General features: G+C 71.9%; 25 protein-coding genes and 2 pseudogenes. 14 read left to right on the forward strand and 13 right to left on the reverse strand.

Annotated elements, in window-relative coordinates; genetic code table 11:
* Position 1 precedes the first annotated feature (1 nt).
* Positions 2-2662 carry a tetratricopeptide repeat protein gene (locus ACIQNG_RS14495; protein ID WP_401485022.1) on the forward strand — a complete coding sequence of 887 codons (2661 nt, stop codon included), beginning with the start codon at positions 2-4 and terminating at the stop codon, positions 2660-2662.
* Between the two features lie 136 nt (positions 2663-2798).
* Here the strand turns inward: ACIQNG_RS14495 and ACIQNG_RS14500 are convergent, their stop codons facing one another.
* Both ACIQNG_RS14500 and ACIQNG_RS14505 read right to left on the reverse strand, forming a co-directional pair.
* Complete coding sequence (locus ACIQNG_RS14500; protein ID WP_401485024.1) at positions 2799-3119, reverse strand: hypothetical protein; 321 nt, start codon at positions 3117-3119, stop codon at positions 2799-2801.
* A 101-nt stretch (positions 3120-3220) separates the two neighbouring features.
* On the reverse strand, positions 3221-3634 hold the full coding sequence (locus tag ACIQNG_RS14505; protein WP_401485026.1) for a nitroreductase/quinone reductase family protein: 414 nt from the start codon (positions 3632-3634) through the stop codon (positions 3221-3223).
* 56 nt (positions 3635-3690) lie between these two features.
* On the opposite strand from ACIQNG_RS14505, the gene ACIQNG_RS14510 reads away from it, so the two are divergent.
* From ACIQNG_RS14510 to ACIQNG_RS14565, 12 genes and pseudogenes are all read left to right on the forward strand, one after another.
* The gene (locus tag ACIQNG_RS14510; RefSeq protein ID WP_401485027.1) at positions 3691-4320 is read left to right on the forward strand and encodes a TetR/AcrR family transcriptional regulator; all 630 of its coding nucleotides are present in this window, start codon (positions 3691-3693) and stop codon (positions 4318-4320) included.
* A gap of 225 nt (positions 4321-4545) precedes the next feature.
* Positions 4546-6771 (forward strand): PQQ-binding-like beta-propeller repeat protein, encoded by a 2226-nt coding sequence (locus tag ACIQNG_RS14515; RefSeq protein ID WP_401485029.1) that lies wholly within the window; start codon positions 4546-4548, stop codon positions 6769-6771.
* Positions 6772-6970: 199 nt separating this feature from the next.
* Complete coding sequence (locus ACIQNG_RS14520) at positions 6971-7345, forward strand: peptidase inhibitor family I36 protein (protein ID WP_401485031.1); 375 nt, start codon at positions 6971-6973, stop codon at positions 7343-7345.
* Between the two features lie 196 nt (positions 7346-7541).
* Positions 7542-10457, forward strand: coding sequence for a Na+/H+ antiporter subunit A (locus ACIQNG_RS14525; protein ID WP_401485033.1), 2916 nt, complete (start codon positions 7542-7544; stop codon positions 10455-10457).
* A complete protein-coding gene (locus ACIQNG_RS14530) occupies positions 10454-11038 on the forward strand; it encodes a Na(+)/H(+) antiporter subunit C (protein ID WP_401430973.1) in 585 nt (194 codons plus the stop codon). The genes ACIQNG_RS14525 and ACIQNG_RS14530 overlap by 4 nt, the downstream gene beginning before the upstream one ends.
* The gene (locus tag ACIQNG_RS14535) at positions 11035-12735 is read left to right on the forward strand and encodes a Na+/H+ antiporter subunit D (protein ID WP_401485035.1); all 1701 of its coding nucleotides are present in this window, start codon (positions 11035-11037) and stop codon (positions 12733-12735) included. Before ACIQNG_RS14530 ends, ACIQNG_RS14535 begins: the two co-directional genes overlap by 4 nt.
* 7 nt (positions 12736-12742) lie before the next feature.
* Positions 12743-13348, forward strand: a complete 606-nt coding sequence (locus tag ACIQNG_RS14540; RefSeq protein ID WP_401485037.1) for a Na+/H+ antiporter subunit E — start codon at positions 12743-12745, stop codon at positions 13346-13348.
* Positions 13345-13662, forward strand: a complete 318-nt coding sequence (locus tag ACIQNG_RS14545) for a monovalent cation/H+ antiporter complex subunit F (protein ID WP_401430979.1) — start codon at positions 13345-13347, stop codon at positions 13660-13662. Before ACIQNG_RS14540 ends, ACIQNG_RS14545 begins: the two co-directional genes overlap by 4 nt.
* Positions 13659-14036 carry a monovalent cation/H(+) antiporter subunit G gene (gene mnhG, locus ACIQNG_RS14550; protein WP_401485039.1) on the forward strand — a complete coding sequence of 126 codons (378 nt, stop codon included), beginning with the start codon at positions 13659-13661 and terminating at the stop codon, positions 14034-14036. The genes ACIQNG_RS14545 and mnhG overlap by 4 nt, the downstream gene beginning before the upstream one ends.
* A gap of 55 nt (positions 14037-14091) precedes the next feature.
* Positions 14092-14415, forward strand: coding sequence for a hypothetical protein (locus tag ACIQNG_RS14555; RefSeq protein WP_401485041.1), 324 nt, complete (start codon positions 14092-14094; stop codon positions 14413-14415).
* Positions 14415-14621, forward strand: a complete 207-nt coding sequence (locus ACIQNG_RS14560) for a hypothetical protein (RefSeq protein WP_401485043.1) — start codon at positions 14415-14417, stop codon at positions 14619-14621. Before ACIQNG_RS14555 ends, ACIQNG_RS14560 begins: the two co-directional genes overlap by 1 nt.
* Positions 14622-14678: 57 nt before the next feature.
* Positions 14679-14783 (forward strand): annotated as a pseudogene (locus tag ACIQNG_RS14565) (GNAT family N-acetyltransferase); the annotation flags it as partial.
* Here ACIQNG_RS14565 and ACIQNG_RS14570 read toward each other — a convergent pair.
* A pseudogene (locus tag ACIQNG_RS14570) lies at positions 14770-15156 on the reverse strand (SDR family NAD(P)-dependent oxidoreductase); the annotation flags it as partial. The pseudogenes ACIQNG_RS14565 and ACIQNG_RS14570 sit on opposite strands and share 14 nt — an antisense overlap.
* 200 nt (positions 15157-15356) lie before the next feature.
* On the opposite strand from ACIQNG_RS14570, the gene ACIQNG_RS14575 reads away from it, so the two are divergent.
* Positions 15357-15608 carry a DUF4190 domain-containing protein gene (locus tag ACIQNG_RS14575; RefSeq protein WP_401430987.1) on the forward strand — a complete coding sequence of 84 codons (252 nt, stop codon included), beginning with the start codon at positions 15357-15359 and terminating at the stop codon, positions 15606-15608.
* Positions 15609-15670: 62 nt separating this feature from the next.
* Here the strand turns inward: ACIQNG_RS14575 and ACIQNG_RS14580 are convergent, their stop codons facing one another.
* From ACIQNG_RS14580 to ACIQNG_RS14625, 10 genes are all read right to left on the reverse strand, one after another.
* Positions 15671-16720, reverse strand: coding sequence for an LLM class flavin-dependent oxidoreductase (locus ACIQNG_RS14580; protein WP_401485045.1), 1050 nt, complete (start codon positions 16718-16720; stop codon positions 15671-15673).
* A gap of 167 nt (positions 16721-16887) precedes the next feature.
* Positions 16888-18153 (reverse strand): cytochrome P450, encoded by a 1266-nt coding sequence (locus ACIQNG_RS14585; protein WP_401485047.1) that lies wholly within the window; start codon positions 18151-18153, stop codon positions 16888-16890.
* A 56-nt stretch (positions 18154-18209) separates the two neighbouring features.
* On the reverse strand, positions 18210-18578 hold the full coding sequence (locus ACIQNG_RS14590) for a MarR family transcriptional regulator (protein ID WP_401430993.1): 369 nt from the start codon (positions 18576-18578) through the stop codon (positions 18210-18212).
* Between the two features lie 314 nt (positions 18579-18892).
* Positions 18893-19387, reverse strand: a complete 495-nt coding sequence (locus tag ACIQNG_RS14595; protein WP_401485049.1) for an SRPBCC family protein — start codon at positions 19385-19387, stop codon at positions 18893-18895.
* Positions 19388-19739: 352 nt separating this feature from the next.
* Positions 19740-20762 carry an iron-containing redox enzyme family protein gene (locus tag ACIQNG_RS14600; RefSeq protein WP_401485051.1) on the reverse strand — a complete coding sequence of 341 codons (1023 nt, stop codon included), beginning with the start codon at positions 20760-20762 and terminating at the stop codon, positions 19740-19742.
* Positions 20759-21076, reverse strand: coding sequence for a CDGSH iron-sulfur domain-containing protein (locus ACIQNG_RS14605; protein ID WP_401485053.1), 318 nt, complete (start codon positions 21074-21076; stop codon positions 20759-20761). The genes ACIQNG_RS14600 and ACIQNG_RS14605 overlap by 4 nt, the downstream gene beginning before the upstream one ends.
* Positions 21060-21743: a HemK2/MTQ2 family protein methyltransferase gene (locus ACIQNG_RS14610; protein ID WP_401485054.1), complete on the reverse strand. Its 684-nt coding sequence runs from the start codon at positions 21741-21743 to the stop codon at positions 21060-21062. Before ACIQNG_RS14610 ends, ACIQNG_RS14605 begins: the two co-directional genes overlap by 17 nt.
* A gap of 122 nt (positions 21744-21865) precedes the next feature.
* Positions 21866-22657 (reverse strand): SigB/SigF/SigG family RNA polymerase sigma factor, encoded by a 792-nt coding sequence (locus tag ACIQNG_RS14615; protein WP_401485114.1) that lies wholly within the window; start codon positions 22655-22657, stop codon positions 21866-21868.
* Positions 22658-23160: 503 nt separating this feature from the next.
* Complete coding sequence (locus ACIQNG_RS14620; RefSeq protein WP_401485056.1) at positions 23161-24336, reverse strand: mandelate racemase/muconate lactonizing enzyme family protein; 1176 nt, start codon at positions 24334-24336, stop codon at positions 23161-23163.
* On the reverse strand, positions 24336-25799 hold the full coding sequence (locus ACIQNG_RS14625; RefSeq protein WP_401485058.1) for a cation:dicarboxylate symporter family transporter: 1464 nt from the start codon (positions 25797-25799) through the stop codon (positions 24336-24338). Before ACIQNG_RS14625 ends, ACIQNG_RS14620 begins: the two co-directional genes overlap by 1 nt.
* Positions 25800-25825: the final 26 nt, after the last annotated feature.

Below are 25825 nucleotides of genomic sequence, written 5' to 3' on the forward strand. Positions count from 1 at the left end.
CGTGGCGGCGTCCGACAGGACCGGGGACCGGGAGACCTCCGCGGCGGTCCGGCTGACCGGCCACGCGTCGTCGGGCGGCAGCGTCGTCCAGGCCGGGCGCGACGTACGGATCACCGAGGTGCACCACCATGTGCCGGTGACGGACGCGGTCGTGCTGGTGGAGCGCGTCCAGCCGACCGCCGAGGCGGTCCGGGAGGTCTTCGTCGGCCGGGACGACGAGGTCGAGTCGGTGCTCGCGGTACTCGACCCGCGGCACGAGGCGACCGCCATGGTGGTGGTGTCGGCCGTGGCGGGCCTTGCCGGGATCGGCAAGACCGCGCTGGCCAGGGTGAGCGCCGCGGAGGCGGTGGCCCGGGGCTGGTTCCCCGGCGGCGCGGTCTTCGTCGACCTCAACGGCTACGCGCTCCAGCCCGAGCAGTGGGTCCAGCCGCACCAGATGTACGGGCCCCTGCTGCACGCCCTGGACGAGGGTGCCGCGGACCGGGTCGCCCCGCGGCACCAGGCCGTGCAGTACCACCGGCTGCTGGACTCCCTCGCGGCCGAGGGCCGGAGCGTGCTGCTCGTGCTGGACAACGCCTCCACGAGCGACCAGATCACCGACCTGCTCCCCCGGTCGCGCAGACACCGTGTGATGATCACCTCACGGCACACGCTGACCGTCCGGGGCTCGCGCACCCTCGATCTGCGGACGCTGGCGGGGCAGGACTCGCTGACGCTGGTCAGACGGCAGCTGGAACAGCTGTCCGCCTGGGACGACCGCGTCCACGACGACCGCGAGAGCCTGCTGCGGCTGTGCCGCCTGTGCGGGCATCTGCCCCTGGCGCTGCACATCGCGGCGGCCCTCCTGGCCGGTGCCCCGGGTCTCGGGCCCGCCGAACTGGCGGACGAACTGGCCCAGGCGCACAGCAGGCTGGACCTGCTGGACGACGGGGAGCGCGCCGTGCGCGCCGCTTTCGAGCTGTCGTACCACCGCCTGGCGGACGAACAGGCCCGGCTGTTCCGCCTGCTTCCCCTCAACCCCGGCCCGCACTTCGGCATCGAAAGCGCCGCTGAGCTGCTGGGCTACCAGAGGCACCGGACGCGGCTCCTGCTGCACGGACTGGCCCGCGCGCACATGATCGAGTACGTGGCTCCGGGCGCCTGGCGCCAGCACGACCTGATCCGCGACTACGCCATGGAACTGATGGTGAGTCTTCAGGACGACCAACTGGAGCCTTCCGAAAGGCTGCTGAACCACTACGCGGTGAAGTCCCTGGCCACCGCGCAGGTGCTGCGCGAACCGCAGCCCCCCGACGATCCCCGGGTGCAGTACGCGTTGGAGTGGTTCGACAAGGAACTGCCCAACCTTCAGGCCGCGGTGGGGATGGGAGTGACCTTCGACGACGTCGACGGCGCGCTGCGCATCCTGCACGCCGTCGCACAGTTGCATCGTCATCGCGGCCAGTCGGCGGAGCTGGCGGAGACCGCCGCCCGGATCGCGGAGGTGTCATCCGCCTCGAACGACGTCCTCAGCACACCGTGGGCCTTGACGGGCCGGGCCTGGGAACTGGGGGCGCGGCTGAGTACGTACGACGCATCGGCGCGGGCCGGGGAGCTGCTCTCCTTCTCCGCCGAGGCCCTGCGCCGGGCGCTGGACCATGACCGCGTCGCCGCGCACAGCCGGGTCGTGGCGCTGTGGAAGACCGCCCGGAGCGCCGCCGCCGAACTGCCGGAGGCCGATCAGCCCGCCGCCGTACCCCTGCTGCACGAGATCGCCCGCACGGCGTCCTTGGCGAAACTCGGCGACTTCCTGGTGGCCAGGCCCCTGGAACTGGCCCTCGCCTGCGCCAGGCGCGGAGGGGACGACCTCCTGGAGGCCCACACGCATCTGGTGAAGGCACGTCACTGGGTGCTGCGGCAGCGGGTCGTGGCGGCCCTCGACCGTCTCGACGCGGCCCTGGAACCACTGCTGCGCACCGCGGAGAGCACCGACGCCTCGCGGCGGGAGCACGTCTGCCGGCTGCTGACAGCGACCGCGTACGACACGGCGTACACCGCGGTGCGGATCAGGGGCCAGTTGCACAGCCTGGACGAACATCTGGAGCGGGCGGCCCGGCTGGCGCTGGCGGCGTGGGGCGGCCTCGGCGCGGCCGAGCGGGTCGCGGCCACCCTCAGCCACTTCGCCGAACTGCACCACAACGCCGGCCACCTCGGCGACGCGGTCCGGCTCTACGGTGAGGCCGCCGCGGCCTACACGGAGCTGGAGCGGCCGAGGGACCTGGCACGGACGCTGGTCAATCTGTCCGCGGCCCACACGGCACTCGGCGACCACTCCGCGGCGGTCGAGGCGGCGCGGCGTGCCGTCGAGCTGTTCCGGAGGGTGCGGGACCTGTCGGCCGAGTCGCTGGCGGGAACCCTGCTCGCCCAGGCGTTGCTGGCCCTCGGTGACACACCGGCGGCGATCGCCGCCGCCGGCCGGGCGGAGGACGCGGCGGTGAACGCGAACGACGGAGAGCGACAGGTGTCCGCCGCGGCGACGCTCGCGCTGACCCTGAAGCGATCCGGGCTGCTCGGGGACGCGGGACGAGCGGCATGGCGCGCCCTGCAAGTCGCCGAGCACAACGGCCGTACGGATCTGTACGACGTCACCCGCGCCCGTCTCCAGGACGACGGATTGGTGTGACGCCCGTTCCGTCTGTTCCGCCTGTTCCGCCTGTTCCGCCTGTTCCGGGTGCCGGCGCAGTAGCCCGGCAGCCCCGACCGACGGAGGCTGCGTCACAACCCGTGCGTCGAGCCGTGGCGGGCGTCGCTTCCACCGGTCACAGACCAGTGACCTCCCGGCCCCTCTTCAGTACGGAGCCAAGCCTGTCCACCGCGGCGCCGCGCCGCCTCTCGCGCGCCGCGCGGTCCGCCGGTACCAGCCGCGCGGCGGCCTGCACGGCGTAGGCGTCCGGGTCACCGAATGCGGTCCGCGGGTGCTCTCCCGTGTCCGCGCAGTGTGTCGTGACCTCCTTGACGGCCTGGAGCACCACCGCCCGGTCCACGCCCGGCTGCATGGCCAGTCGTACCTGGAAACGGGCCATCCACTGCTCGCGGTCCTTCTCCCCCGCCGACGCGGTCGTCCGGTCCTTGTTCGTCATGTGCCCTCCCGGGCGATCGGCAGCCGTCCGTCACATGATCAGACACCAAAGTATCGGTATCGGTTGCACAAGCAACATGCGATCACGGGACGGAGTGAGCCCTATCCGTCTGCGCGCTCCAGCACGACGACGGGGACCTGCCTCCCCGAGGCTGCCTCGAACTCGGCGAACTTCGGTACGAGCGCCACCTGTCGCGCCCAGATCCGCTCGCGTTCTTCTCCCCGCGCGAGCCGGGCGACGGCCGGCACAGTCTCCGTGCCCACCTCGATGGTGACCCGTGGGTTCGCCATCAGATTGCGGTACCACGCCGGATCACGTGGACTGCCGCCATGGGTTCCGAAGACGGCCCAGCCGTTGTCGACCGGCTGGAAGAACAACGGGTTGATCCGCTCGCGTCCGCTCCTGGCCCCGATGTTGTGCACCAGGACGAGCGGCATGCCCCGCGCGTCGAACCCGGGTATCCGGGGCGGTACGGGGCGGCCTTCGGCGAACTCCTCCTCGCTGCTCCACGGCACATACCCGGCATTCGCCCGGAACTCGGCGATGATCCGTTCGTTCCAGGTGGTGCCGAGTGGACGAACCGGACGGCACCGTCAGGCGGCGCGCACCGCGCGTGGACGCGGTCCGCAACCGTGAAGCGATCATCGAGGCCGCCTCCGAAGTCCTCGCCACCCAGGGCACCGCGGTGGACGTACGCGAGATCGCCGGCCGCAGCGGAGTGGGCATGGGCACCCTCTACCGGCACTTCCCGAAGAAGGAAGACCTCATCCGCACCGTGCTGCACCGGGAGTTCTCCGCATGGGCGGACTCCGCACGCCAGGCGGCCAGGGACGCCCAGGACCCCTGGGCGGCTCTGACCGACTTCTACCAGCAAGCCCTGACCGGCTACGCGCGTCACCACGCGATCATGCAGAATTTTGCACTGACCTGGTCGGCCCCCGACCTGGAAGGCATCCAGCAGCTTCGCCTCGTCATCGAGGAACTGCGCGCCCGCGCCGCGGACGTGCTGCGCCCCGGCGTGACCACCGACGACCTGCTGCTCCTGCTGGTCTCCCTCGGGCACGCCGTGCAGGTCACCGACGAAGGCCGCCCGCACCTGTGGAACAGGCTGCTGCACATCTCCCTCGCCGGACTGCGCGCCGACCACCGCGACCCGCTTCCCACCGAGGCGGCACCGGCGTTGCGGCTCCCCCCGAGGTGAGCAGTCCTCAGCTCACCTCTGGTCCTCTCCCCCGTGTCGTACGGCGGTGACGGCAGACGTACCCCTTCCACCTGCGAGGACCGGCTCGGCCGGAGTCAGCGCCGCCGCTCGACGCCGAGTGAGGGTGTGGACCGCGGGCTCGATGTGGTGACCGGCCGCGTTACGGAACACGGGTTTCCGTATGCTGGCGCCGCGAACCGCAGGACGGCGAAGGAGAGTCTGGGCGTGCCTCTGCACAAGGATGACCCGAGATCCCTCGGCGGCTACCGGCTGGCCGACCGGCTCGGCGCCGGCGGTATGGGCATCGTCTACCGGGGCCGGTCCCGCTCCGGCCGCGAGGTCGCCGTCAAGGTGGTGCACGCCCAGTACGCCGCCGACCCCGTCTTCCGGGCCCGGTTCCGGCAGGAGATCGAGGCCGCCCGCCGGGTGAGCGGAGCCTTCACCGCCCCGGTGCTGGACGCCGACCCGGACGCGGCGACGCCCTGGATGGCCACCCAGTACGTGCCCGGAGACTCCCTCGCCGCCCGCATCCGGACGTACGGAGGGCTCCGCGTCACCGAGCTGAGGCCGCTGGCCCTCGGTCTGGTGGAGGCTCTGCGGGACATCCACCGGGCCGGGGTGGTGCACCGGGATCTGAAGCCGGCCAACGTGCTGATGGCCGGGGACGGCCCCCGCGTCATCGACTTCGGCATCTCCCGGGCCGCCGAGAACCACAGCACCCTCACCGAGACCGGGCAGATGGTGGGCACCCCGCCGTTCATGTCCCCGGAGCAGTTCACGGACGCCCGTATGGTCGGCCCCGCCTCCGACATCTTCTCGCTCGGCGCGCTGCTGGTCTACTGCGTCACCGGGCGCGGGCCCTTCGACGCGGACAGCCCCTATCTGACGGGCTACCGGGTGGTCCACGACGAGCCCGTGCTGGACGGGGTGACCGGCCCGCTGCGCGCGGTGCTGACCCGCTGCCTGGCCAAGGATCCCGCCGACCGGCCCGGACTCGACGCTCTGGCCCAGGAGTTCGCGGCGGTCCTGCCGGAGCCGTCGTCCGCCGAACCGCAGACCCTGACCCTGCGTCTGCCGTCCGCCCGGACGGGCCCCGTCCCGGCCTCCGGCGCGACCTCCGTGCCGTTCACCGGGCGCCGCTCCCGCCGTCCTTCACCGAGGGCCCTGCTGGCCGTGGCCGCGGCGGCGGCCCTCGCCCTGACCGGCTACGTCCGGCTCGTCCCGGGGGACGGCGACAGCCAGGCGCCCACCGGTGGCAAGTCCTCCGAGGGATCCCGCTGGGGCACCCTGCCCACCGGCTGGAAGCCCTGGCAGACGACCGTGTCCGCGACGGCCGACCAGGGCGTGGCGAAAGCGCCGGGCTACGAGGGTGACACCTCGCCCAGCTGTGTGTCGGACGGGGCGTCCGTGTACTGCGGGGGCACCGCCCTTCTGCCGACCCGGGTCGACGCCACCACCGGCCGGACCCTGTGGCGGGCCGGGATCGCGCCCCCGGACATGAAGGCCGACCGCTACATCACCGCCCTCCTCGGCGTGGACGACGGCCTGGTCCTGGTCGAGTTGACGATCATCGCCGCCGACGGACCGGAGGAAGCCCGGTCCGTCCTCGCGCTCGACCACGAGACCGGCGCGAAGGTCTGGTCCCGCGCGGTGCGTACCGACAGCCAAGGCTCGGCCTACGCCGCCGGGGTGACCCTGACCGAGGAGGGCGACGGCAGCGTGGTCACCGTCCGCTCGGCGCGGGACGGCAGCGTGCGCACGACCGTGCCCGTGCCCGAGGACTGGTTCTGCTCGCTGCGGACCACGGAGGACTTCCCCTACCTGGAATGCAGCGACCAGACGACCGACTCGGACACCAGCAGGTTCTACGTCGTCGACCCGGACGACGGTTCGGCGTTCAGCGTGACGTCCGCCCAGACAGGCAGCCTCGTGGGCACGCTGTCCGGACAGCTGCTCTTCCTTGAGGCCGACCGCCGGGGCGCCGGCAACGGCTTCGACGTGATCTACACCCGTGTCGTCCGCGTCGACCCGCAGACCGGCAGACGCACCGTGACCGACCTGCCGGAGCGCTACCGCGGCGGACTTCCCACGCTGGCCCACGACACGCTCTACGTGGTCACCTCCAGCGGCCTGGTCACGGCCTTCTCCCCGACGACGGGGGCGCGGCTGTGGACCGGCCGCACCACCTTGGAGCCGCCGGGGCAGGCGTCGGTGGACCCGAGCGGGAACACGCTCTACGTGGCCGGCGCCAGCGGACGGGTGATCGCGCTGGACGCGGCCCGGGGCACGCTGTTGTGGGAGTCGTCAGCCCGCGCCGAGGTGCTCGGCAACAGCGATCGGCTGCCCGTCGTGTGGTTCAACCGCGGCGCCCTGGTGCTGTCGGCCTCGGACGGCACGATCTTCACGCTCGATCCGGCCCACCCCGACCGCGAGGCCGTCGCCCCGGGGTGACACGGGGGTGCGGGGCGGCCAGCCCGGTGAGGGTGGCCCCGGCCTGGAGGTCGGCGCGCGGATCAACTCCCGGGGCGGACGGGCGTCGGGCGGGCGGGGACGAGCCTCGCGCGCCCCTCGTTCACCTCTGCCCCCGCACCCGGTCCTCCTGCGAGGCTGACGATCACTGAGCACCTCGACAGCACAGGGAGTTCCACGAATGAAGCGCATCACCGCGTTCGCCGCCGCCTCGATCCTCCTGACGGGTGCCCTCGGCATCGGCTCCACCGCGACAGCCGCCACCGACGCCCCGTCCGTCGCCGCCTACTCGAACTGTGTACACGGGAAATACTGCATCTACAGCGGCTGGGACGGTGGCGGAAGCAGTTGTCAGTGGGTACCCGACCAGCCGAACACCGCCACCGGCTGTCCCTTCATCCAGCGAGGTGCAGTGGTCAAATCGGTCTGGAACGCGACCGGTAAAAAGGTCAAGATCTACAAGAACACGAATTACGAGAACAAGATCGGCTCCACCAAGGCCGGAACGGGCGGCAATCTCGAGGGGAACTACGCGATCCGCTCCTTCAAGGACTGAGCCGAGTCCGACCTCGTACGACGGTCCGGGAACCGGGCCGCGGCTGGGCCGGAGGGGGGCACCTCGGGGCGGGGCGGCGGCTCGACGGCGCGGCGAGACGCGAAATCGGTGCGCGGCTTATAGCTATATGTCCCATGTCCGCTGTCGCTCGCCCTGACCGGACCGCCGTACGCCGTCCCTCGGATCACGGGGCGGCATGGCGGCGCTGATCCTCGTTCACTTCCTGCTCGCCGCGTGCGCCGGCCCCTTGGTGCGGCGGCTGGGGACGCGGGCCTTCGTCGTGCTGGCGGTGCCGCCCGCCGCCACCCTGGGCTGGGCCGTCGCCCAGTGGGGCACGGCCGCCGCGGGCAGCGCGGTGAGCTGGTCGCTGGCCTGGCTCCCGGTGTACGACGTGTGGATCGCGCTACGGCTGGACGCGCTGGCGCTGCTCATGGTGGTGCTGGCGGCCGGGGTCGGCGCGCTGGTGCTGCTGTACTGCGTACGGTACTTCGCCGACGGGGCGCCCCGGCTCGGTGGGTTCGCCGGGAATCTGCTGGCCTTCACGGGCGCCATGCTCGGGCTGGTGCTCGCCGACGACCTGGTGGTCCTGTATGTCTTCTGGGAGCTGACCACCGTCTTCTCCTATCTGCTGATCGGCTACGACAGCGAACGCAAGCAGAACCGCCGGGCCGCGCTCCAGGCGTTGACCGTGACCACGCTGGGCGGGCTGGCCATGCTCGTCGGCTTCCTGATGCTCGGCCAGGAGGCGGGCACCTACCGGGTCTCCGAGCTGATCGCCGATCCGCCCGCGCCCTCCGCCACCGTGTCCACGGCGATCGGGCTGGTGCTCCTGGGAGCCCTGTCGAAGTCGGCGATCTGGCCGTTCAGTGTGTGGTTGCCCAACGCGATGGCCGCGCCCACGCCGGTCAGCGCCTATCTGCACGCGGCGGCGATGGTGAAGGCGGGCGTGTACCTGGTGGCCCGGCTGGCACCCGCCTTCGCGGACGTCCCGCTGTGGCGGCCGGTGCTGCTGGTGCTGGGCTCCGCGACGATGCTGCTGGGCGGCTGGCGGGCACTGCGACTGGGCGACCTGAAGCTGGTCCTGGCGTACGGCACGGTCAGCCAACTCGGCTTCCTGATCGCGCTCGCCGGGGTCGGCAACCGGAACGCCGCCCTGGCCGCCGCCGTACTGATCCTCGCGCACGCGCTGTTCAAAGCCCCCCTGTTCCTCGTCACCGGCATCGTCGACCACGCCACCGGCACCCGGAACCTGCGGCTGCTGTCGGGGGTGGGGCGGGCGCTGCCGTGGGTGGCGGGCACCGCGGTGGTCGCCGGGGCGTCGATGGCGGCGCTGCCCCCGCTGCTGGGGTTCGCCGCCAAGGAGGCGGCCTTCGAGGCGCTGCTGCACGGAGACACCGCCGACCGCTGGCTGCTGGCCGTCGTCACCGTCGGATCGGCCCTCACCTGCGCCTACACCCTGCGTTTCCTGTGGGGCGCGTTCGCCCGCAAACCGGGGCTGGACGACACCCCGGTCCACCGGGTGGGCCCGCCGTTCCTGGCGCCCGCCGCCCTGCTCGCCGTGGCGTGCGTGGTCTTCGGGCCGGGGGTGTCCTGGTGGAACGGGCTGCTGGGGGCGTACGCGTCCGCCTTCCCCGCACCGGCGTACCCGTACGCGCTGTCGCTGTGGCACGGACTGGGCACCGCCCTGCTGCTGTCCGCCGCGGCGTGGGGCGGCGGCATCGTCCTGTTCCTGCTGCGCGACCCGGTGGTACGGCTGTCCCGCCGGGTCGCCTGGCCCACCGCGGACCGGGTGTTCGGGCTGGGGCTGCTGGGGCTGGAACGGGTCGCGCTCCAGGTGACCGGGTTCTTCCAGCGCGGCTCCGTCTCGGTGTACCTGGCGACGGTGCTGAGCGTGCTCCTCGCCGGACAGCTCACCGTGCTGCTGGTGGACGGGCCCTGGGCCGCAGCGGCGGCGCCGAGACTGTGGGACTCCGCCGCTCAGGGCGCCCTCGCCCTGCTGACCTGTGCGGCTGCCGTGTTGTGCCTGCCGGTGCAGCGACGGATGAAGGTCGTGGTGCTGGCCGGGCTCACCGGATACGGCACCGCGCTCCTCTTCGTCGTGCACGGCGCACCCGACCTGGCACTCACCCAGTTCTGTGTGGAGACCGTGGCGCTGCTGGTGTTCGTGCTGGTGCTGCGCCGGATGCCGGTGTACTTCCACGAGACCATCAGCCGCCGCCGGCTGCTTCTGCGCGTCCCCCTCGCCCTGGTCGCCTCGGCCGTGGTCGCCACCGCGCTGTGGGTGGTCGCCGCCGCCCGGATCGCCGAGCCCGCGGGCGGCGCGCTGGTGGAGGCCACCGCCCACGTCGGGGTGAAGGAGGTGGTGGCGACGACCCTGGTGGAGTTCCGCGCCTGGGACACCCTCGGTGAATCGGCGGTCCTCGCGGTCGCGGCGGTCGGGGTGACGAGCCTGATCTACGTGCACCGCCGGACCGGGGTGAGTGAGCGCGGCGGGACCGAGCCCGCGTCGGGTGCGCAGCCCGTACCGCCGTCGGGCGGTCCCACCGCGTGGTCGTACGGCTCGCACTTCGCGGTCCGCGAGACGGTGGCCGAGGACACGGCGCCGGAACGGACCTGGCTCGCGGCCGGCCCAACCCTCGCGCCGGAGTACCGTTCCGTGGTCTTCGAGGTGGTGGCCCGGCTGGTGTTCCATCCGGTCCTGGTGCTCTCCGTGTACCTGCTGCTGTGCGCGGAGAACCTCCCGGGCGGCGGGTTCGTGGCGGGCCTGGTGGCGGGCGTCGCGATGATGGCGCGCTATCTGGCCGGCGGACGGCACGAACTGGCCGACGCGGCGCCGGGACACCCCGGGCTGCTGACCGGACTGGGGCTGTTCCTGTCGGCGTCGGTCGCCGCCCTCGGCGTGGTCAAGGGCGCCGTGCTGCATCCGCTGACCTACGAGACGCGCCTGCCCGTCTTCGGCCACGTCCACCTCGGGACGCCCGTCCTCTTCGACACCGGGGTCTACCTCCTGGTCCTCGGGGTGGTCCTGGACATCGTGCGGGCGCTCGGCGCGCGCATCGACCGGCAGATCGAGCGGGAGGCCCGCGGGATGTCGAAGGAGGCCGGCCGGTGACCGTCAGTCTCACCCTGCTGGCGACAGGAGCCGTGCTGTGCGCGGTGGGCGGGGTCCTGCTGCTGATGCGTGCCCTGACCCGCATCCTGGTCGGCGCGGTGATCCTCAGCAACGGCATCAATGTGCTGCTGCTCGCCGCCAGCGGGCCCGCGGGGTCGGCGCCGCTGCTGTATCCGAGGATCGATCCGGCCCGGGTCAGTGACCCCCTGCCGCAGGCCGTCGCCCTGACCGCCATCGTCATCACCCTGGCCACGACGGCGTTCCTGCTCACCATCGCGTACCGCAGTCAGCGGGTGAACGGGACCGACGAGGTGATGGACGACATCGAGGACCGCCGGATCGCCCTGCGCGCGCAGGTGCAGGAACAGCGGTCCCAGCTCAGGGAGTTGCACGGAGCCCGCGGACGGGGGCCGGAGGGCGACCGGGGCGCCTATCGGGCGGAGCGCCGACGGCTGCGGAGTGTGCTGCGGGAGGACCGGGCGCTCCAGGCGCGGGCCCGGGACGCCTCGGGTGACCTGTGGGACGACATCCTGGGCGAGGACCCCGCCGACGCCGACGCGTCCGAGGGGGCCGCGCGGTGAACTCACTCGTGGCGCTGCCCGTACTGCTGCCGCTGCTGGCGGCGGGCCTCGAACTCGCTCTCGGTACCCGCTTCCCGCGGGCCCAGCGGGCCGTCGGTGTCCTGGTGCTGAGCGCCGTGCTCGCGCTGTCCCTGACGATGCTGGTCGAGGCGGACCGCAACGGGCCGCTGGCCCTGCACCTCGGGGACTTCGCCCCGCCGGTGGGGATCACCCTGGTCGCCGACCGGTTGTCGGCGCTGATGCTGACGGTGTCGTCGGCGGTCACCCTGTGCGTGCTGGTGTACTCCATCGGCCAGGGCATGGCGGACCGGGAGGAGCAGTCGCCGCTGGCCATCTACCACCCCGCGTACATGGTGCTGGTGGCCGGGGTGTCCTGCACCTTCCTCGCGGGCGACCTGGTCAACCTGTATGTGGGCTTCGAGATCATGCTGGTGGCGAGCTTCGTCCTGCTGACCCTCGGCGGCACCGCCGCGCGGCTGCGGGCGGGCGCGACCTACGTCCTGGTGTCGCTGGTCTCCTCCATGGTGTTCTTCACGGCGGTCGCCCTGACCTACGCGGCGGCGGGCACCGTCAGCCTGGGCCAGCTCGCGCAGCGCCTCGCGGAACTCCCGGTCGGGGTGCGCACCCTGCTGGAGGTGACACTGCTGACGGTGTTCGCGGTGAAGGCCGCCGTGTTCCCGCTCGGGGCGTGGCTGCCCGACTCGTACCCGACGACCCCGGCCCCGGTCACCGCGGTGTTCGCGGGGCTGCTCACCAAGGTCGGGGTGTACTGCGTCCTGCGGGTGGAGACCCTGCTGTTCCCGGGCAACCGGCTGGCCGACCTGCTGATGTGGGCGGCGCTGGCCTCCCTGCTGATCGGGGTGCTCGGCGCGGTGGCGCAGACCGACCTCAAACGGCTGCTGTCCTTCGTGCTGATCAGCCACATCGGCTACATGATCTTCGGTATCGGGGTGGGCACCCGCGCCGGGCTCGGCGGGGCGATCGTGTACGTCGTCCACCACATCACCGTGCAGACCGCCCTGTTCCTGGTCGCGGGGCTGATCGAGCGCCGTACCGGCACCACGGAACTGACCCGGGTCGGCGGACTGACCCGGGCCGCTCCCGCGCTGGCCGTGCTGTTCCTGGTGCCCGCGCTGAATCTCGCGGGCATCCCCCCGATGTCGGGGTTCATCGGGAAGCTGCAACTGCTGCGGGCGGGCGTCGCGGACGCCGGGTTCCTGGCGTACCTCCTGGTCGCCGCGGCGTCCCTGACGAGCCTGTTGACCCTGTATGTGATGGCGAAGGTGTGGAACCTCGCGTTCTGGCGCGCGGCTGCGCCCGACCGGCCCGCCCGGGTGACGGTGCTGGAGGAGACCGACCCGGACGAGGACCACGCCGACTCCGACTCCGACACCGGCTCGGACACCGGCCCCCGTTCCGGTTCTGCCCCCGGCTCCGGCTCGGGTGACGGAACGCCCGCTGACTCCTCCAGCCGTCCGCAACCCGCGGGCCAGGCCGTCACCGCGACGCTCTTCGGCCGGGCCATCACGACGACCACGGACCGGCTGCCCCGCAGCATGACCTGGGCGACCCTCGCCATGGTCGTGCTGTCGCTGGCCTACACGGTGCTGGGCGATCCCTTCACCGCCCTCACCGACCGGGCGGCGGCCGAACTCCTGCTCCGTTCCCCCTACATCGAGGCGGTGCTCGGCCCATGACGAACCCGTGATCTCGCTCCGTTTCCGCGATCCGGACCAGCCGCCCCTCAGCTGTGTGGTGGTGGGACGCCGGCGCCGCGTGCTGGACCTTCCGCTGATCGCCTGGCTGACCCTGGTGTGGATACTGCTGTGGGGCACGCTCAGCCTCCCCAACGCGCTCACCGGGGTGCTGGTGGCGGTGATCGTCTGCCTGGTGTTCCCGCTCCCGGAGGTCAACATCGGGCTGCGGCTGCATCCCCTGGGCATCGCCCGGCTGACCGTACGGCTGCTGTGGGAGATGTACACGGCCGGAGCCAAGGTGTCCCACCAGATGGTGGACCGGCGGCCGTTCCGCGCGGGTGTCCTGGCCGTTCCGCTGCGCTGCCGCAGCGATCTGATGCTCACCGCGACCGCGATCGCCGTCTCCAACGTGCCCGACAGCTCCGTGGTCGAGGTGCACCGCTCACAGGCCACGCTCTTCGTGCACGTCCTGGAGGCCGACGACCCCGCGACCCCGGAGCGGGCCCGGCAGGGTGTGTGGCGGATGGAGGAACTCGTCGTACGGGCGTTCGGCGACCGTGCGGAGATCGCCCGGGTACGTCAGCCGCCGCCCCGTCCCCGGAGTCCCCGGTGAGCGCCGCGCAGGCCGTGGACCGGGGCCTGCTGGTGGCCGCCGCCGTCCTGCTGCTGATCGCCGGGGCGCTGGTGCTGTACCGGGTGTGGCGCGGGCCTTCCATGCTGGACCGGGCCATGGCCCTCGATGTGTGCGCGGCCCTGATGATCGCGGGCATCGGGGTCCGCTCGGCCCTCAGCCGGGACTCCTTCTACTTCCCCGTGATGCTGGTGCTGGCCTTCCTCGGCTTCACCGGCTCCGTGGGCATCGCCCGTTTCATCGCCGTCCGGGACCGGGCACCGGACCAGCCGCCCACCAGGAAGGAGGAACGATGAACGACTGGGCGCAGGTCGCGGACACCACGGGTGCGGTACTGCTGTTCGCGGGCGCCGCGGTCAGCGTGTTCGGCGCGCTGGGCATGGTCCTCATGCCCGACGTCCTCTCCCGCAGCCACGCGGCGACCAACCCCCAGGCCCTCGGGATGCTGCTGGTCCTCATGGGCGTGGCGCTCCGGCTCCGCAGCGGGATCGACCTGGGCACCCTCGGCCTGGTCGGCTTCTTCCAGCTGCTGACCGGCCCGGTGGCCGCCCACCTGGTCGCCCGGGTGGCGTACCGCACGGGGTACACGGGCCACGAGGGCCTGGTCTACGACGAACTGGACGAACAACTCAGCACGGTGCCCCGCCCCGGCGACGACGGCCCCTCATGACCGAGCGCCGTGCGCCCGAGCGGTCCCGCACTGGTGCCAGAGGGTACCGCCGGCGGTGGTCAGCGCAACCATCCTGCTGTCCTGGGAGACCGCGCTGCCGAAGAGCAAAGCGCGATTCAGCACACCGGATGTGCACATCGGCAAGGGCATCGTCGGGGTGACCTGGTTCAAGGGATCGGTCGCCTACCCGATCACGGGTGGCGAGGCACTGTGGAGCAAGGGTGCCGCGCAGTGCTCGTACGAGGTGCGCCTCGGCGGCGGCCGTGAGCTGATCGCAAGCGGTCGCGGCTGCGTACAGAAGCATTCCAGGCGCGCGATCTGGAAGGTGGATCCCCGGACCGGCGAGCCGGAGTGGACGTACAAGGGCGCAGGACGCTGATGCTCGCAGCGGAGTCCGCGGACCAGGAGATCCGTTCCCTCATGGTGCTGGACGATCCCACGGTCGTCTTCGAACACGGACGTCTCTACTTCGGCCGTTCGCGCGTGATCGGCCCCCGCAAGGGCATCAGGACGATCGGCAGCGACCGCCGGACCCCCGGCGCACCCGCCGAGCGCCACCTCGGCGTGGCCTTCGGCACCGGCTGAACCGGGGCGGATCAGGGCAGAGGGGTGGGTCAGTCGGGGCGTCTTGATCGTTGCCGGTGCGCGGCGGCACTCGACTGGTTCGACAGCGCCCTTCCCGGCGAGCCGGTGGTGCTCGCCACTCAGACCGCCAACCTCGGCTCGATGCGCCTCACCAGGGCACTGCGCCGGCGTCCTCGAAGAACTGGCCGGTCGGCCCGTCGTCGGGCAGGGTGGCGAGGGTGAGGGCGATCGCCGCGCCCTGTGCGGGGGTGCGCACCCCGCGGAAGGCGTTCAGGTCGGTCGCGACGAAGCCGGGGCAGCCGAGGTTGATCAGGATGTTCGTGTCGCTCAACTCCCGGGCGTACTGCACGGTGACGGCGTTGAGGAACGTCTTCGAGGTCGCGTACGCCGCGGACACCGGGCCGGTCGTCCGCTCGGCGGCGGATCCGGACTGCCGGGCCAGCGAGCCGACGCTGCTGGACATGTTCACGATCCGTGGCGCGGCGCAGCGGCGCAGCAGGGGCAGCATCGCGTTGGTGACGCGGAGGACGCCGATCGCCGGTGACCAGCGCAATCGTGCGTTCACTCATGGTGACCATGGTGTCCTCGGATCCCTGTGGGGTCCAACACCGAACCGCCCTGAGTCGATCAGGGCGGTGCGATGTGGAGGGCCCGCAGGACTGAGGAAGGCAAGTGCGGGAACACGCATCCACAGACAGGTAAGAACCTTGACGCCGAACACAACGGGAGAAAGCCATGAACAGTTTCAGCCGTGTATCCGGCGCCCGCAGCCGTTCCCGCGCTCAGGGGCTGGCGATCGCCAGCCTGGTGTGTGGAGTCCTGGCGCTCTTCGTCTTCAGTCTGATTCTCGGTCCGCTGGCCATACTGGCGGGATATCTGGCGCTGCGTGAGACACCGCGGTCCAATGCGGCCTTGGCAAAGGCGGGCATCGCCCTCGGCATCGCCGCGATGGTGGTGTACGCGGTCATGATGATGATCGCATCCTGACCGGCACGACATCGGGCATCGTGTCCCTGGAGTGTGTCCAGAAGCGTTCCCGGGATCGGCCTTCAGGCGAAGGCGGGCATGATCCGGTCGTGGATCAGCTGGAGCTGTTCGCGGGCCCCGGGGATCTGGGGAAGGTCGCGGCCGGTGAACGCGTTCACCAGGGTCCGGTCCGTCACCGCGCAGAGCATGTGGTTGACGCCGGCCGGCTGGATCTCCGTACGGATCTTCTCCAGGCATTCCTCGGGCGTCCCCGACACCGACAGCCGCTCGGCCACCTCCGGGGAGGTCAGCTCGATGCCTCGGGCGAGGTCCCCGGCGCGGATGGCGTCGATGGCCGGTTTCAGTTCCCTCGGGTCGACACCGTTGCGTACGAGCTGCTCTTCCGGCATGGCGGAGGCGTAGATGCCGACCATGCTGCGGGCCGCCTCACGGGCCGCCGCCGAGTCCTCGGCCGTGGCGAAGACCACCCAGGCTCCGATGTCCAGGGAGGAGACGTCCCGGCCCGCACGCTCGGCGCCGATCGTGAGGTGGCGGACCATGTAGTCGTACGCCTCACGGGTGTAGCTCAGTGCGTGGTGGCAGCCGTCGGACAGCTCCCCGGCCACCTCGAACGTCCGGGGCCCGCGCATCCCTCCCAGCTTCAGCGGCACGCGCTCCTGCACCGGCCGGGCGAAGGTGAACAGCCCGTCGTACGAGAAGAACTCCCCGGCGTGCGTGATCGTGCCCTCGTCCAGCAGGGTGCGCACCACATGGAGAGCTTCCTTGGTCCGCGACAGCGGCTTGAGCCCCTTGGGGTCGATCCGGTACTGCTCCAGCAGCCCCGGGTTCCCGCTGGAGAGCACCGCCTCGGCGCGTCCGCCGGACACCTCGTCGAGTGTGGCCAGGGCCTGCGCGACATGGCTCGGCTCGCGGAGCAGCACGGGCGTGACGCTGGGCCCGAACCGGATCGACCGGGTACGGGCGGCAGCCGCCGCGAACAGCACCCACAGGTCCTTGTGCCAGGTCTCGTCGGCCGCGTAGCAGGCGTAGAACCCGAGTTCGTCGGCGAGTTCGATCGCCGCCAGGGCATCCGTGACCGAGTGGTCAGGGAGCAGCGCGTAGCTGAATTTCATGCGGCCATTGTGGGGGCCGGGGCGACTGATAGACGGCGGTTCCGTCGCTTTTCGGCTGAATCCATTCGCACCCGGTGGAAGACGCCGTGCTGCCGGCGGGCGAACCGCCCGGGCCGCCCGGTGCCGAACGGCGGCAGCCCCTCCCCGTCAGGGCGCCGGCCGGGCGTTCAGTCGTTCTCGGGCCGTACGTCCGTCATGACGTAGCCGCTGCGCGGCCGGGTCGGTATCCGGTTCAGGGGGATCGTCAGATCCTGCTCCGGCACGGTGTGCGGCAGCCGGGCCAGCCGGGGCACCAGGGCGGTCAGGACGGCGAGGGTGATGTCCTCGCCGGGGCATCGGTGGCCGGTGGTGGGATCGCCGCCGCCCTGCGGGATCAGCAGGTCGGGGCCGCCCGTGTCGGCCGGTCCGAGGAAGCGGTCGGGGTCGAAGACATAGGGCTGCGGCCACAGTTCGGGGTCGTGGTGGTGCCCGTACACATCCAGCAGGACGGCATCGCCCGCCACGACGGGTACGTCGTCCCACCAGGTGTCCGCCACGGCGACACCTCCGAGGAACGGCACGAAGGGATAGAACCGGCGCACTTCCTCCGCGACAGCGCGGGCGTACTCCTCACGGCCCTCGTCCTCGGTGAGCACGACGCGATGCTGGGGCCACCGGTGCAGCGCGTGCGCGGCGAAGGTGACGAACCAGGCCACCGCGACCACATGGCGCAGGATGTCGAGGAGTTCGACCGCACCTGTGTGCGGAGTGAGTCGCCCGCCGTCGGCGGTGCGGTGGGCGGCCACCGCCTGGGCCGGCGTCGTACGCCCGGACGGTACGCCCGCGTACCGGAGTTCCTCGATCAGCGAGGTGAGCCGCACCTCCTGCCGCTTCCTGGCGCGCCGCGCCCGCAGCCGGCGCGGCCCCATGGAGGCGAACCCGTCCACCATGGCCACCAGGTCACGGGCCGTCGTCTCGTGGGTGCCGTACGAGGGGACGCCCGCCCAGCCGCACACCGCGCGGGCCAGGATCCGGGCCGTCTCGTCGAAGAGGACCACCGGCTCGCGTTCCGGCCAGTGGGCCGCCGCCCGCTCCCATTCCTCCCGTACCCGCTCCACCAGCAGGCCGACGCGGTCCGGGTCCGACAGGACCGTCATCAACAGGGCCTTGCGCTCGCGGCGCGGCGCACCGTCCAGGGTGTGGACGGCGCGCCGCACGTTGCGTTCGTCGTAGAAGAACTCGACGGCCCGTGGGCCGTGCAGGGCCACCATGCGGCGGCCGAGCATCCGCACCGCGACGGCCTCGGGGCCGCCGGCCGCGCGCCGTAGGTCCGGCAGCCGGCCGTACCCCTTGCTCAGCAGGTACGCCGTGCCCGCGTGACGGCCCACGGCCCGCGTGAGGTGGTCCGCCCCCGTGCGGCGTGCCGTCGTCCTGAGGCGTGCTGTGGTCGTCATGACCCCCGGGTTCCACGGAGGCCCGCCGTCACACCCTCGGCCGCCGCCCCGGGGCTTCAGGGCTCAGGACTCCGGGACCGGGCCTGCCGGTGGCGGCCGTCCTGCCGGGCGTCCTCGTCCCTGACCAGCAGGGCCAGCAGGGGCGCCACGGTCAGTCCGGCTTCCGCCTCGGCCGGGTGGCGCAGGAACCGGCCGGGTTCGACCTCGTAGGTGTTGGTGCGGCCCCGGCGGGTGTGGGAGAGGTAGCCGTCGCGTTCCAGATCGGCGATGATCCCCTGCACCGAGCGCTCGGTGAGCCGGCAGCGTGCCGCGATGTCACGGATACGGGTGTTGCGGTTGTCTGCGATCGACGCCAGAACACGAGCGTGGCTGGTGAGAAAGGTCCAACCGCTGTGCTGCTCCGGTACGCCGTCGGTTTCCGCCATGACCAGATCCTAGGACCAGAACTGGACCCGCCCGGACGGGCGAATCCCGCGAGGGGGTGGGCCAGTGTGACCTCCTCAAGTCCCTTCCGGATGTTCCGACAGCCCACCGAGTACCCGGGGAGGGGCTTCCCACCCCCCTGCGACGCCGCCGGACGCCCAGCACCTGGAACAGCTCGGCGCTGACATGGTGCGCCCCGTCCTCGTTGCCGACGACCGCCACGAGCCCAACCTCCGTAGGGCAGTTGGCGTCCCGCGGCGTCGGTCTCGGGGAGGTCGGCATCGCGGGTCCTGGGCTCGGGACCTTCACCCTTCGGTCATGCCGTGTTCCGTGCCCCGGCCTCAGCCTCCCGGTCGTCCAGGGGGGTCTCCTGCATCACGGGGTGCTCCTGTTCGACCACGCGCGCGAGGCGGGGCAGCATCTGGCGGTGCCGCAGTTGGAGCAGCGCGTCGAGCACCGTGTTGTGGAGGGCGCCCCCCAGCCCGCGCAGCGGGTGCTCGTCGAGGATGACCAGGGTTTCGTCGCCCCACGTCCGGATGTCGAGGGCGATCCGCGCGCTGCCCAGCGGGGTGTGCGCCTCCAGCTCCAGATGGCGCGGGGGCTCGAAACGCCGGACCACCGTATGTCCCTGGGCCCGGCGTTTGCCGAGGGTGACCGTGAACGACAGCGAGGAGCCGACGTCCGGCCAGGATCCCGAGCGGGGCGCGGAGTCCGACGTACCCACGACCCAGTCGGCGTACCGGGCGGGATTCGACAGGACCGTCCACACGGCGGCGGGGTCACGGTCGATGAGCTGGTGGCGTATGGCCATGGGGGGTCTCCCGTCCAGGGGCGGGCCCGGCACGGGGTGTGTCCGGGACGTCGGGCCCCGGGTACCCACAGGGGCCGGATTCCCACCTCACCGGCGGGACGCCGACCGCCGCGGACGCGGAGGTGTGGCGGGCCGCGCGGTGGGCAGACGCGTCGCTGTGGGTAACCGGGGCCCGTGTGCACGATGACTCCCTGCTGACGGTCACCTGAGCGCACACCGCGTGACCAGACCAGCAGGTCCTCGCTTCCGCCGCCGCGGGCCCGTCCCACCGGGGGCGGGCCCGTGCCCCTGCCCGGGTCTCCGGTCGCCGGTCTCCGGTCTCCGGTCTCCGGTCTCCGGTCTCCGGTCTCCGCTACGAAGGTTGAACCGCGCGTGAGCGCAGTGCCGTGGTGCCGTCCCGCCATGCGGTCAGCAGGGGGGACGCCAGTCGGTCCTCCAGGTGGGTGGTCGTACGGATGCCGAAGACGACGTCGGGGCCGAGTTCGGGGTGCTGTTCCAGGAGGCCGCCGACGACATCCCGTCGTACGACCTGTTCGTGCACCGCGTCCGCCTCGACGTGCTCGGTGTAGAACCGTACGGCGGCGTGACCGGCGCCCGTCCGGCGCAGGGCCTCGGCCAGGCGGCGGGAGGCGGGCGAGGAGGTGACCTCCACGGCGGCGAAGTGGCCGACGAGCGCACCGCGCAGTGAGCGGTGGAGGCCGAACAGGGACATCTGGTTGACGACGGCGAGCGCCTCGGCCGGCGCGGCGTCGACGTAGTGGCCGTACGCCGTGTCCAGGCCCAGGTCGGCCATGAGGGCGGCGAACAGGTCGGCGTGGATGTCCTCGGGCCGGCCGGCGCCGAACTCGTCGTACTCGACGGCGACCATGGCCGCTTTGGCGCGGCCGTGCAGCCGGGGGATGACCCAGGCGTGCGGGTCGGCCTCCTTGAGGTGGTACAGGGAGCGCAGTGCCGCGTACTCGCGGAGCTGGTCGAGGGTGCCCTCGTCGCGCAGGAAGCCGGAGACGCCGGTGCTGTCGTCGCGGGCCGGTTCGAGCTGGAGTTCGTCCAGGGCCCGCTCGGCCGTGTCATCGGGGTGGACCGGCACATCCGCGCGCAGGGCTCGCAGGAAGCGGTCCTCGATCAGGGCGCGGTGCGCCAGCAGGGCCGGGTTCCACTCCTGGGTGTCGGGTACGTCCTCGAAGCCCTGGTAGTGCAGTTCGTACAGGACGTACAGGGCCAGGTGCAGATCGTCGCCGTAGGGCGGGCAGTCCTCGGGGCGGGGTGGCGGGGGCGCGGGGCGCGAGCCGCGCAGACTGGTGACCGCCCAGGCGGAGAGCGGGCCGCGCGGCTCGGGCAGCGGGGGTGGGTTCAGCCTGGGATGGCGGCCCGTCATCGGTGGTCCTTCCGCTCTTCCCGGTGGGTTCCCCCATTGCTTCCGGGCTCGTCTTCCCGCTTGCCTTCCCCCTTGCCTTCCCGTTTGCCTTCCCGCTCGTCTCCCCGGCTGTCCGCCCGCTTGTGGTGGCGGCGGTGGCTGGTGTCGCACCAGGGAGGGGTCCGGGTGCGGCGGCAGGTGCACACCGCGACCTCGAAGCGGTGCGAGACGCTCACCCGGCCGTCCTCCCCCACCACCTCCACCGGCCCCTCGACCAGCAGCGGGCCGCCGGGTTGCACACGGATACGGCGGGGGCGTTCAGGCGTGTTCGGCACGGATGACCACCAGTTCCTCCGTCAAGGGGGTTCGGTCGGTCACCAGTCCGCGTTCGCGCAGCCAGGCGAGGCGGGACCGCAGGATCCGGCCGAAAGGGAGCTGGGCCCGGTCGACCACTCCGGCGCGCAGGCCGTGGCGGTCGAGCCGGGAGAGGGTGGGTTCGACGCCGCACAGGTGGGAGTGGACGAGGAGCAGGGCGCCGCCGGGCCGCAGCAGTGCCGGTGCGGCGTCGCAGACCCGGTCGACCAGCAGCCGGCCGTCGGCGCCCGCGTCCCAGGCCCGCGCCGCGCCCCGGGCCGGTCCCGGGTGCGGGGAGGGCACGTACGGCGGATTGCTGATCACGAGATCGAAGCGGCGGCCCTGCACGGCGGCGGCCAGATCGCCCCGCCGTACCGTCACTCTTCGGCGGTTCAGCAGGGCGTTGCACCGGGCCGAGAACACCGCGCGCCGGGAGATGTCCACCGCGGTCACCCGGCCGCCGAGCAGCGCGGACTCGACGGCCAGCACACCGCTGCCGGTGCACAGGTCCAGCACCTCCGCACCGTCGGTGACGCCCTCACGGCGCAGTGCCCGCCGCAGCAGCCGGGTGTCGTCCTGCGGGCGGTAGACGCCGGTGGCCGTCCAGCAGCGCGGGGGCGGGGTGCGGGTGAGGGATTCGGACGTCATGGTGGCGGCTCCGTGCTCGAAGAGGGCCCCGCCGAGGTGCCCGCGGGGCCCCACGAGTACCCCTCGATCACGGGCGGCACGCACGTCGGCGACGGTGTCGGTGCTCGCGGGGCCGGGCGGCCTCATGCCGCGTCGGCGATGACCTGGTCGCGCAGGCGGGTGCAGCAGCGGGTGATGATGCGGGAGATGTGCATCTGGGAGAGGCCGAGTTCCTCGCCGATACGGCTCTGGGTCATGCCGCGGAAGTAGCGCAGGTACAGGATGGTCCGCTCGCGCTCCGGGAGGCGGCGCAGATAGGGGCTGACGGCGAGGCGGTCCACGACGGCGTCGTAGTTCTGGTCGTCGGTTCCGAGCTGTTCGGCCAGGGGCAGGTTCTCGGTGCCGGGGGTGACGGAGTCGGTGGACAGGGTGCTGAAGCACTCCAGGGCCTCCAGCCCGTCGCGCACCTCGCTCTCGCTGAGCCCCGCGTGCGCGGCGATCTCCTGGACGCCGGGCTCCCGGCCGCCGGAGCGGTCGGTGAGTTCGCGGCGGGCGCGACGGACCTGGTTGCGCAGGTCCTGGACACGGCGGGGGACGTGCACGGCCCACAGGGCATCGCGGAAGTGGCGTTTCACCTCGCCGGTGATGGTGGGGACCGCGTACGCCTCGAAGGCCCGTCCCTGGTCGGGGTCGAAGCGGTCCACCGCCTTGACCAGCCCCATCGCGGCGACCTGGCGCAGATCCTCGGCGCTCTCGCCGCGACCGTTGAAGCGGCCCGCTATCCGCCCGGCCATGGGCAGCCAGACCCCGACCAGTTCGTCCCGCAACTGCCTGCGCTCGGGCCCGTCGGGCAGCGCCGCCAGCCGGGCGAAGGCCGCGGCGGTGTCAGGTGCGTCGTCATGGGGGTGCTGACGAGCGGTCCTTCTGGGGTGCATCATGTGCCTCCGGAAAACGGTGCCGGGAGTGACTGAGACACCGCGGGCGGAGGAAACACCCAGCACGACGGCCTTAGGCGCCGCGCGGGGGCGTAGGGACCCGGCCCACGGGCGTGCCTGCATTCCGAAGCACTTGATGAGTCCCGTTCCCGCTCACACACAGGAAAAACATTTCCGGAAAACTTGAGCACGCATGTGAACCGGTCCACGAGCACCCCGGGGTTCCCGGGGCCGATGCCCCGCCGCACCTCGGTCGCGGCTCGATCGCGCCACGGCCACGGCTCGATCGCACCTCGGTCGCGCCACGGCCACGGCGGTGTCGCGGCTCCGTCGTGCCACGGCTCGGTCGCGGCTCCGTCGTGCCACGGCTCGGTCGCGGCTCCGTCGTGCCACGGCCACGGCTCGGCCGCGGGCCTCCCGGCAGGTCTCTGTCCGGTGTGGCCCGCGGCCGGATCCCGGTCGGCGGGTGCGGGGGGCGCCGGTGGTCCCGGCGCCCCACGGCATCACTGATGCAGGGCGCGGAACACTCGGTACAGCTCTGCCTTGTCCTCGAAGCCGATGCCCGGGATGTCGGTGAGGGCGACCCGTCCGTCGACCACCGCCGCGGAGTCGGCGAAGCCGCCGGTGGGCTGGAACTCGCCGGGGTAGGACTCGTTGCCGCCGAGCTTGAAGGCGGCGGCGATGTGCAGGGAGAACTGGTGGCCGCCGTGGGGGACGCAGCGGCGTGACGACCAGCCGTGCTGCGCGAGCATCCGCAGAATGCGCTGGTACTCGACGAGGCCGTAGCTGAGCACCGGGTCGATCTGGAGGGTGTCGCGGTCGGGGCGCATGCCCGCGTAGCGCAGCAGGTTGCGGGCGTCGGTGAGGGAGAAGATGTTCTCCCCGGTGGCCAGCGGACCCCGGTAGCGCTCGGCGAGTGCGGCGTGCTGGGCGAAGTCGAGCGGGTCGCCCGGTTCCTCGTACCAGAACAGACCGTACGGTTCGAGGGCCTGGCCGTAGCGCAGGGCGGTGTCCAGGTCGAAGCGGCCGTTGGCGTCGACGGCGAGGCGGTCGCCCGCCCCGTCGAGCACCTTCAGCACCGCCTCGATCCGCCGCAGGTCCTCGGCGAGTCCCTCCTCCCCACCGATCTTGATCTTCACCACGCGGTAGCCGAGGTCGAGGAAGTGCCGTATCTCGTCCTGGAGTTCGCCGATGCCCTTGCCGGGGGCGTAGTAGCCGCCGGCGGCGTAGACGAAGACGTCGTCGTCCGGCTCGCCCAGGTCGTGGTGGCGGGCGAGCCAGTGGTGCAGGGGCAGGCCGTCGAGCTTGGCGGCGAGGTCGTGCAGGGCCATGTCGACCACGCCGACGGCGACGGGCCGTTCGCCGTGGCCGCCTGGCTTCTCGTCCCGCGTCATCGCGTCCCAGGCCCTGGCCGGGTCGATATGGTCGCCGTCGTCGGTGAGCAGGTCCTCGGGCGGCGCCTGGAGCAGCCGGGGGATGACACGGCGGCGCAGGATCTCACCGACGCTGTAGCGGCCGTTGGAGTTGAATCCGTATCCGACGACCGGGCGGCCGTCCCGGATCACATCGGACTCCACGGCGACGATCGAGCAGTCCATGTCCTTGAAGTTGATGTACGCGTTGCTCATGGACGAGCTGATCGGCACGGTGCCCTCGTGGATGGCGGTGATCCTCGGCACTACTTACCTCCTGGGGTGCTGGTACGAGTACGGGTGCGGCGGCGGCGTCCGATGGTGGCGGCGAACTGTTCCTCGTCGATCCCCCCGGGCTCCCAGCGCGCGATGGCGATACCGGCGACCGCGTTGCCGAGCACGTTGGTGAGGGCCCGCATGAGGGAGAGGAAGCGTTCGATGGACAGGATCAGGGCGAGACCGCCGACCGGGATGAAGCCGACCGCGGCGATCAGGTTCGCCAGGGTGATGAACGCGGATCCGGTGACACCGGCGGTGCCCTTGGACACGAACAGGAACACCAGGAACAGCGTGAGCTGATCGGTGAAGCTGAGCGGGACGCCGTACACCTGGGCGATGAAGACGGCGGACATGGGGACCACGACGGCGACCCCGTCGAGGTTGAACGAGTACCCGGTCGGCACGACGAGTCCGACGACGTCGCGTTTGCAGCCGAACTGCTGGAGCCGGGCGATGAGGTGCGGCATGACGGCCTCCGAGGAGGACGTGCCGAGCACGATGACCAGTTCGCGGCGCAGCCCCCGGATCAGCCGGATCAGGGACACGCCGATGATCCGGGTGACCGTGCCGAGGACCAGCGTCAGGAAGACGATGAGCGTCGCGAGGGCGAGCCCGACGTACTTCATCAGCGCGGTGAGCGCCTCCGGGCCGTACGCGCCGACCGTGTACGCCACCGCGCCGAAGACGCCGATCGGGGCGAGGCGGATGACCATGCCGATGATGCGGAAGAAGACGTCGCTGAGGGTGCTGAAGGCACGCAGCACCGGATCGGACTGCCGCTTGGGCAGATGGAGCAGGGCGATGGCGAACAGGACGGCGAACACCAGGATCTGGATGATGTCGCCCGTGGCGAACGAGTGCACCACGTTGTGCGGGATCAGACCGAGCAGGAACTCGCTGATCGACTTCTCTTTCGCGCCGTCGACGTAGCTGTCGATGTCGTCGGTGGCGCCGGCGGGTGGCGCCACCCCGTCGCCCGGGCGGAAGATGTTGATCGCCGCGAGCCCGAGCAGGGTGCCGATGGTGGTGATGATCTCGAAGTAGATGATGGCCTTGAGGGCGATGCGCCCCGCGGCCTTCATCCCGCCGACGGACACGATCCCGGTGACCACGACCAGGAAGACGATCGGCGGGATGGTGAGCTTGACCAGGTCGATGAACGCGTCGCCGAGCGGTTTGAGTTCGGCCGCGGTGTCCGGTGCGAGGATGCCGAAAATGGCGGCCAGGATGGCGGAGGTCAGGACCTGGAGGCCGGTGTTGCTCGCGGCGCTCCGCCAGCGCGGTCGTTTCCGCGGGGGGTCGCCGGGCGCTCCGCCGTCGCCGGACTCGGGCTCGGGGTGGGGGTTGTTCTTGGTGGCCTCCTGAGGGGCGGTCGCGGAATCGGTCCCGGTGCCGTGTTCGGCGTCTTCGTTGGTGCTGTTCTCTTCGTCCTTCTCGATCGAGCTGCTCATGGGCTCGCCACCCTTCTTCCGGCCGC

The organism is Streptomyces sp. NPDC091377 (genome assembly GCF_044757045.1).
Classification (GTDB): domain Bacteria; phylum Actinomycetota; class Actinomycetes; order Streptomycetales; family Streptomycetaceae; genus Streptomyces.

Excerpts from the sequence above, each read along its gene's own strand:
- ACIQNG_RS14500 (WP_401485024.1), bottom strand. The coding sequence starts at position 3,119 with ATGACGAACAAGGACCGGACGACCGCGTCGGCGGGGGAGAAGGACCGC.
- ACIQNG_RS14520 (WP_401485031.1), top strand. The coding sequence starts at position 6,971 with ATGAAGCGCATCACCGCGTTCGCCGCCGCCTCGATCCTCCTGACGGGT.
- ACIQNG_RS14525 (WP_401485033.1), top strand. The coding sequence starts at position 7,542 with ATGGCGGCGCTGATCCTCGTTCACTTCCTGCTCGCCGCGTGCGCCGGC.
- mnhG (WP_401485039.1), top strand. The coding sequence starts at position 13,659 with ATGAACGACTGGGCGCAGGTCGCGGACACCACGGGTGCGGTACTGCTG.
- ACIQNG_RS14560 (WP_401485043.1), top strand. The coding sequence starts at position 14,415 with ATGCTCGCAGCGGAGTCCGCGGACCAGGAGATCCGTTCCCTCATGGTG.
- ACIQNG_RS14575 (WP_401430987.1), top strand. The coding sequence starts at position 15,357 with ATGAACAGTTTCAGCCGTGTATCCGGCGCCCGCAGCCGTTCCCGCGCT.
- ACIQNG_RS14580 (WP_401485045.1), bottom strand. The coding sequence starts at position 16,720 with ATGAAATTCAGCTACGCGCTGCTCCCTGACCACTCGGTCACGGATGCC.
- ACIQNG_RS14585 (WP_401485047.1), bottom strand. The coding sequence starts at position 18,153 with ATGACGACCACAGCACGCCTCAGGACGACGGCACGCCGCACGGGGGCG.
- ACIQNG_RS14590 (WP_401430993.1), bottom strand. The coding sequence starts at position 18,578 with ATGGCGGAAACCGACGGCGTACCGGAGCAGCACAGCGGTTGGACCTTT.
- ACIQNG_RS14595 (WP_401485049.1), bottom strand. The coding sequence starts at position 19,387 with ATGGCCATACGCCACCAGCTCATCGACCGTGACCCCGCCGCCGTGTGG.
- ACIQNG_RS14600 (WP_401485051.1), bottom strand. The coding sequence starts at position 20,762 with ATGACGGGCCGCCATCCCAGGCTGAACCCACCCCCGCTGCCCGAGCCG.
- ACIQNG_RS14610 (WP_401485054.1), bottom strand. The coding sequence starts at position 21,743 with ATGACGTCCGAATCCCTCACCCGCACCCCGCCCCCGCGCTGCTGGACG.
- ACIQNG_RS14615 (WP_401485114.1), bottom strand. The coding sequence starts at position 22,657 with ATGCACCCCAGAAGGACCGCTCGTCAGCACCCCCATGACGACGCACCT.
- ACIQNG_RS14625 (WP_401485058.1), bottom strand. The coding sequence starts at position 25,799 with ATGAGCAGCTCGATCGAGAAGGACGAAGAGAACAGCACCAACGAAGAC.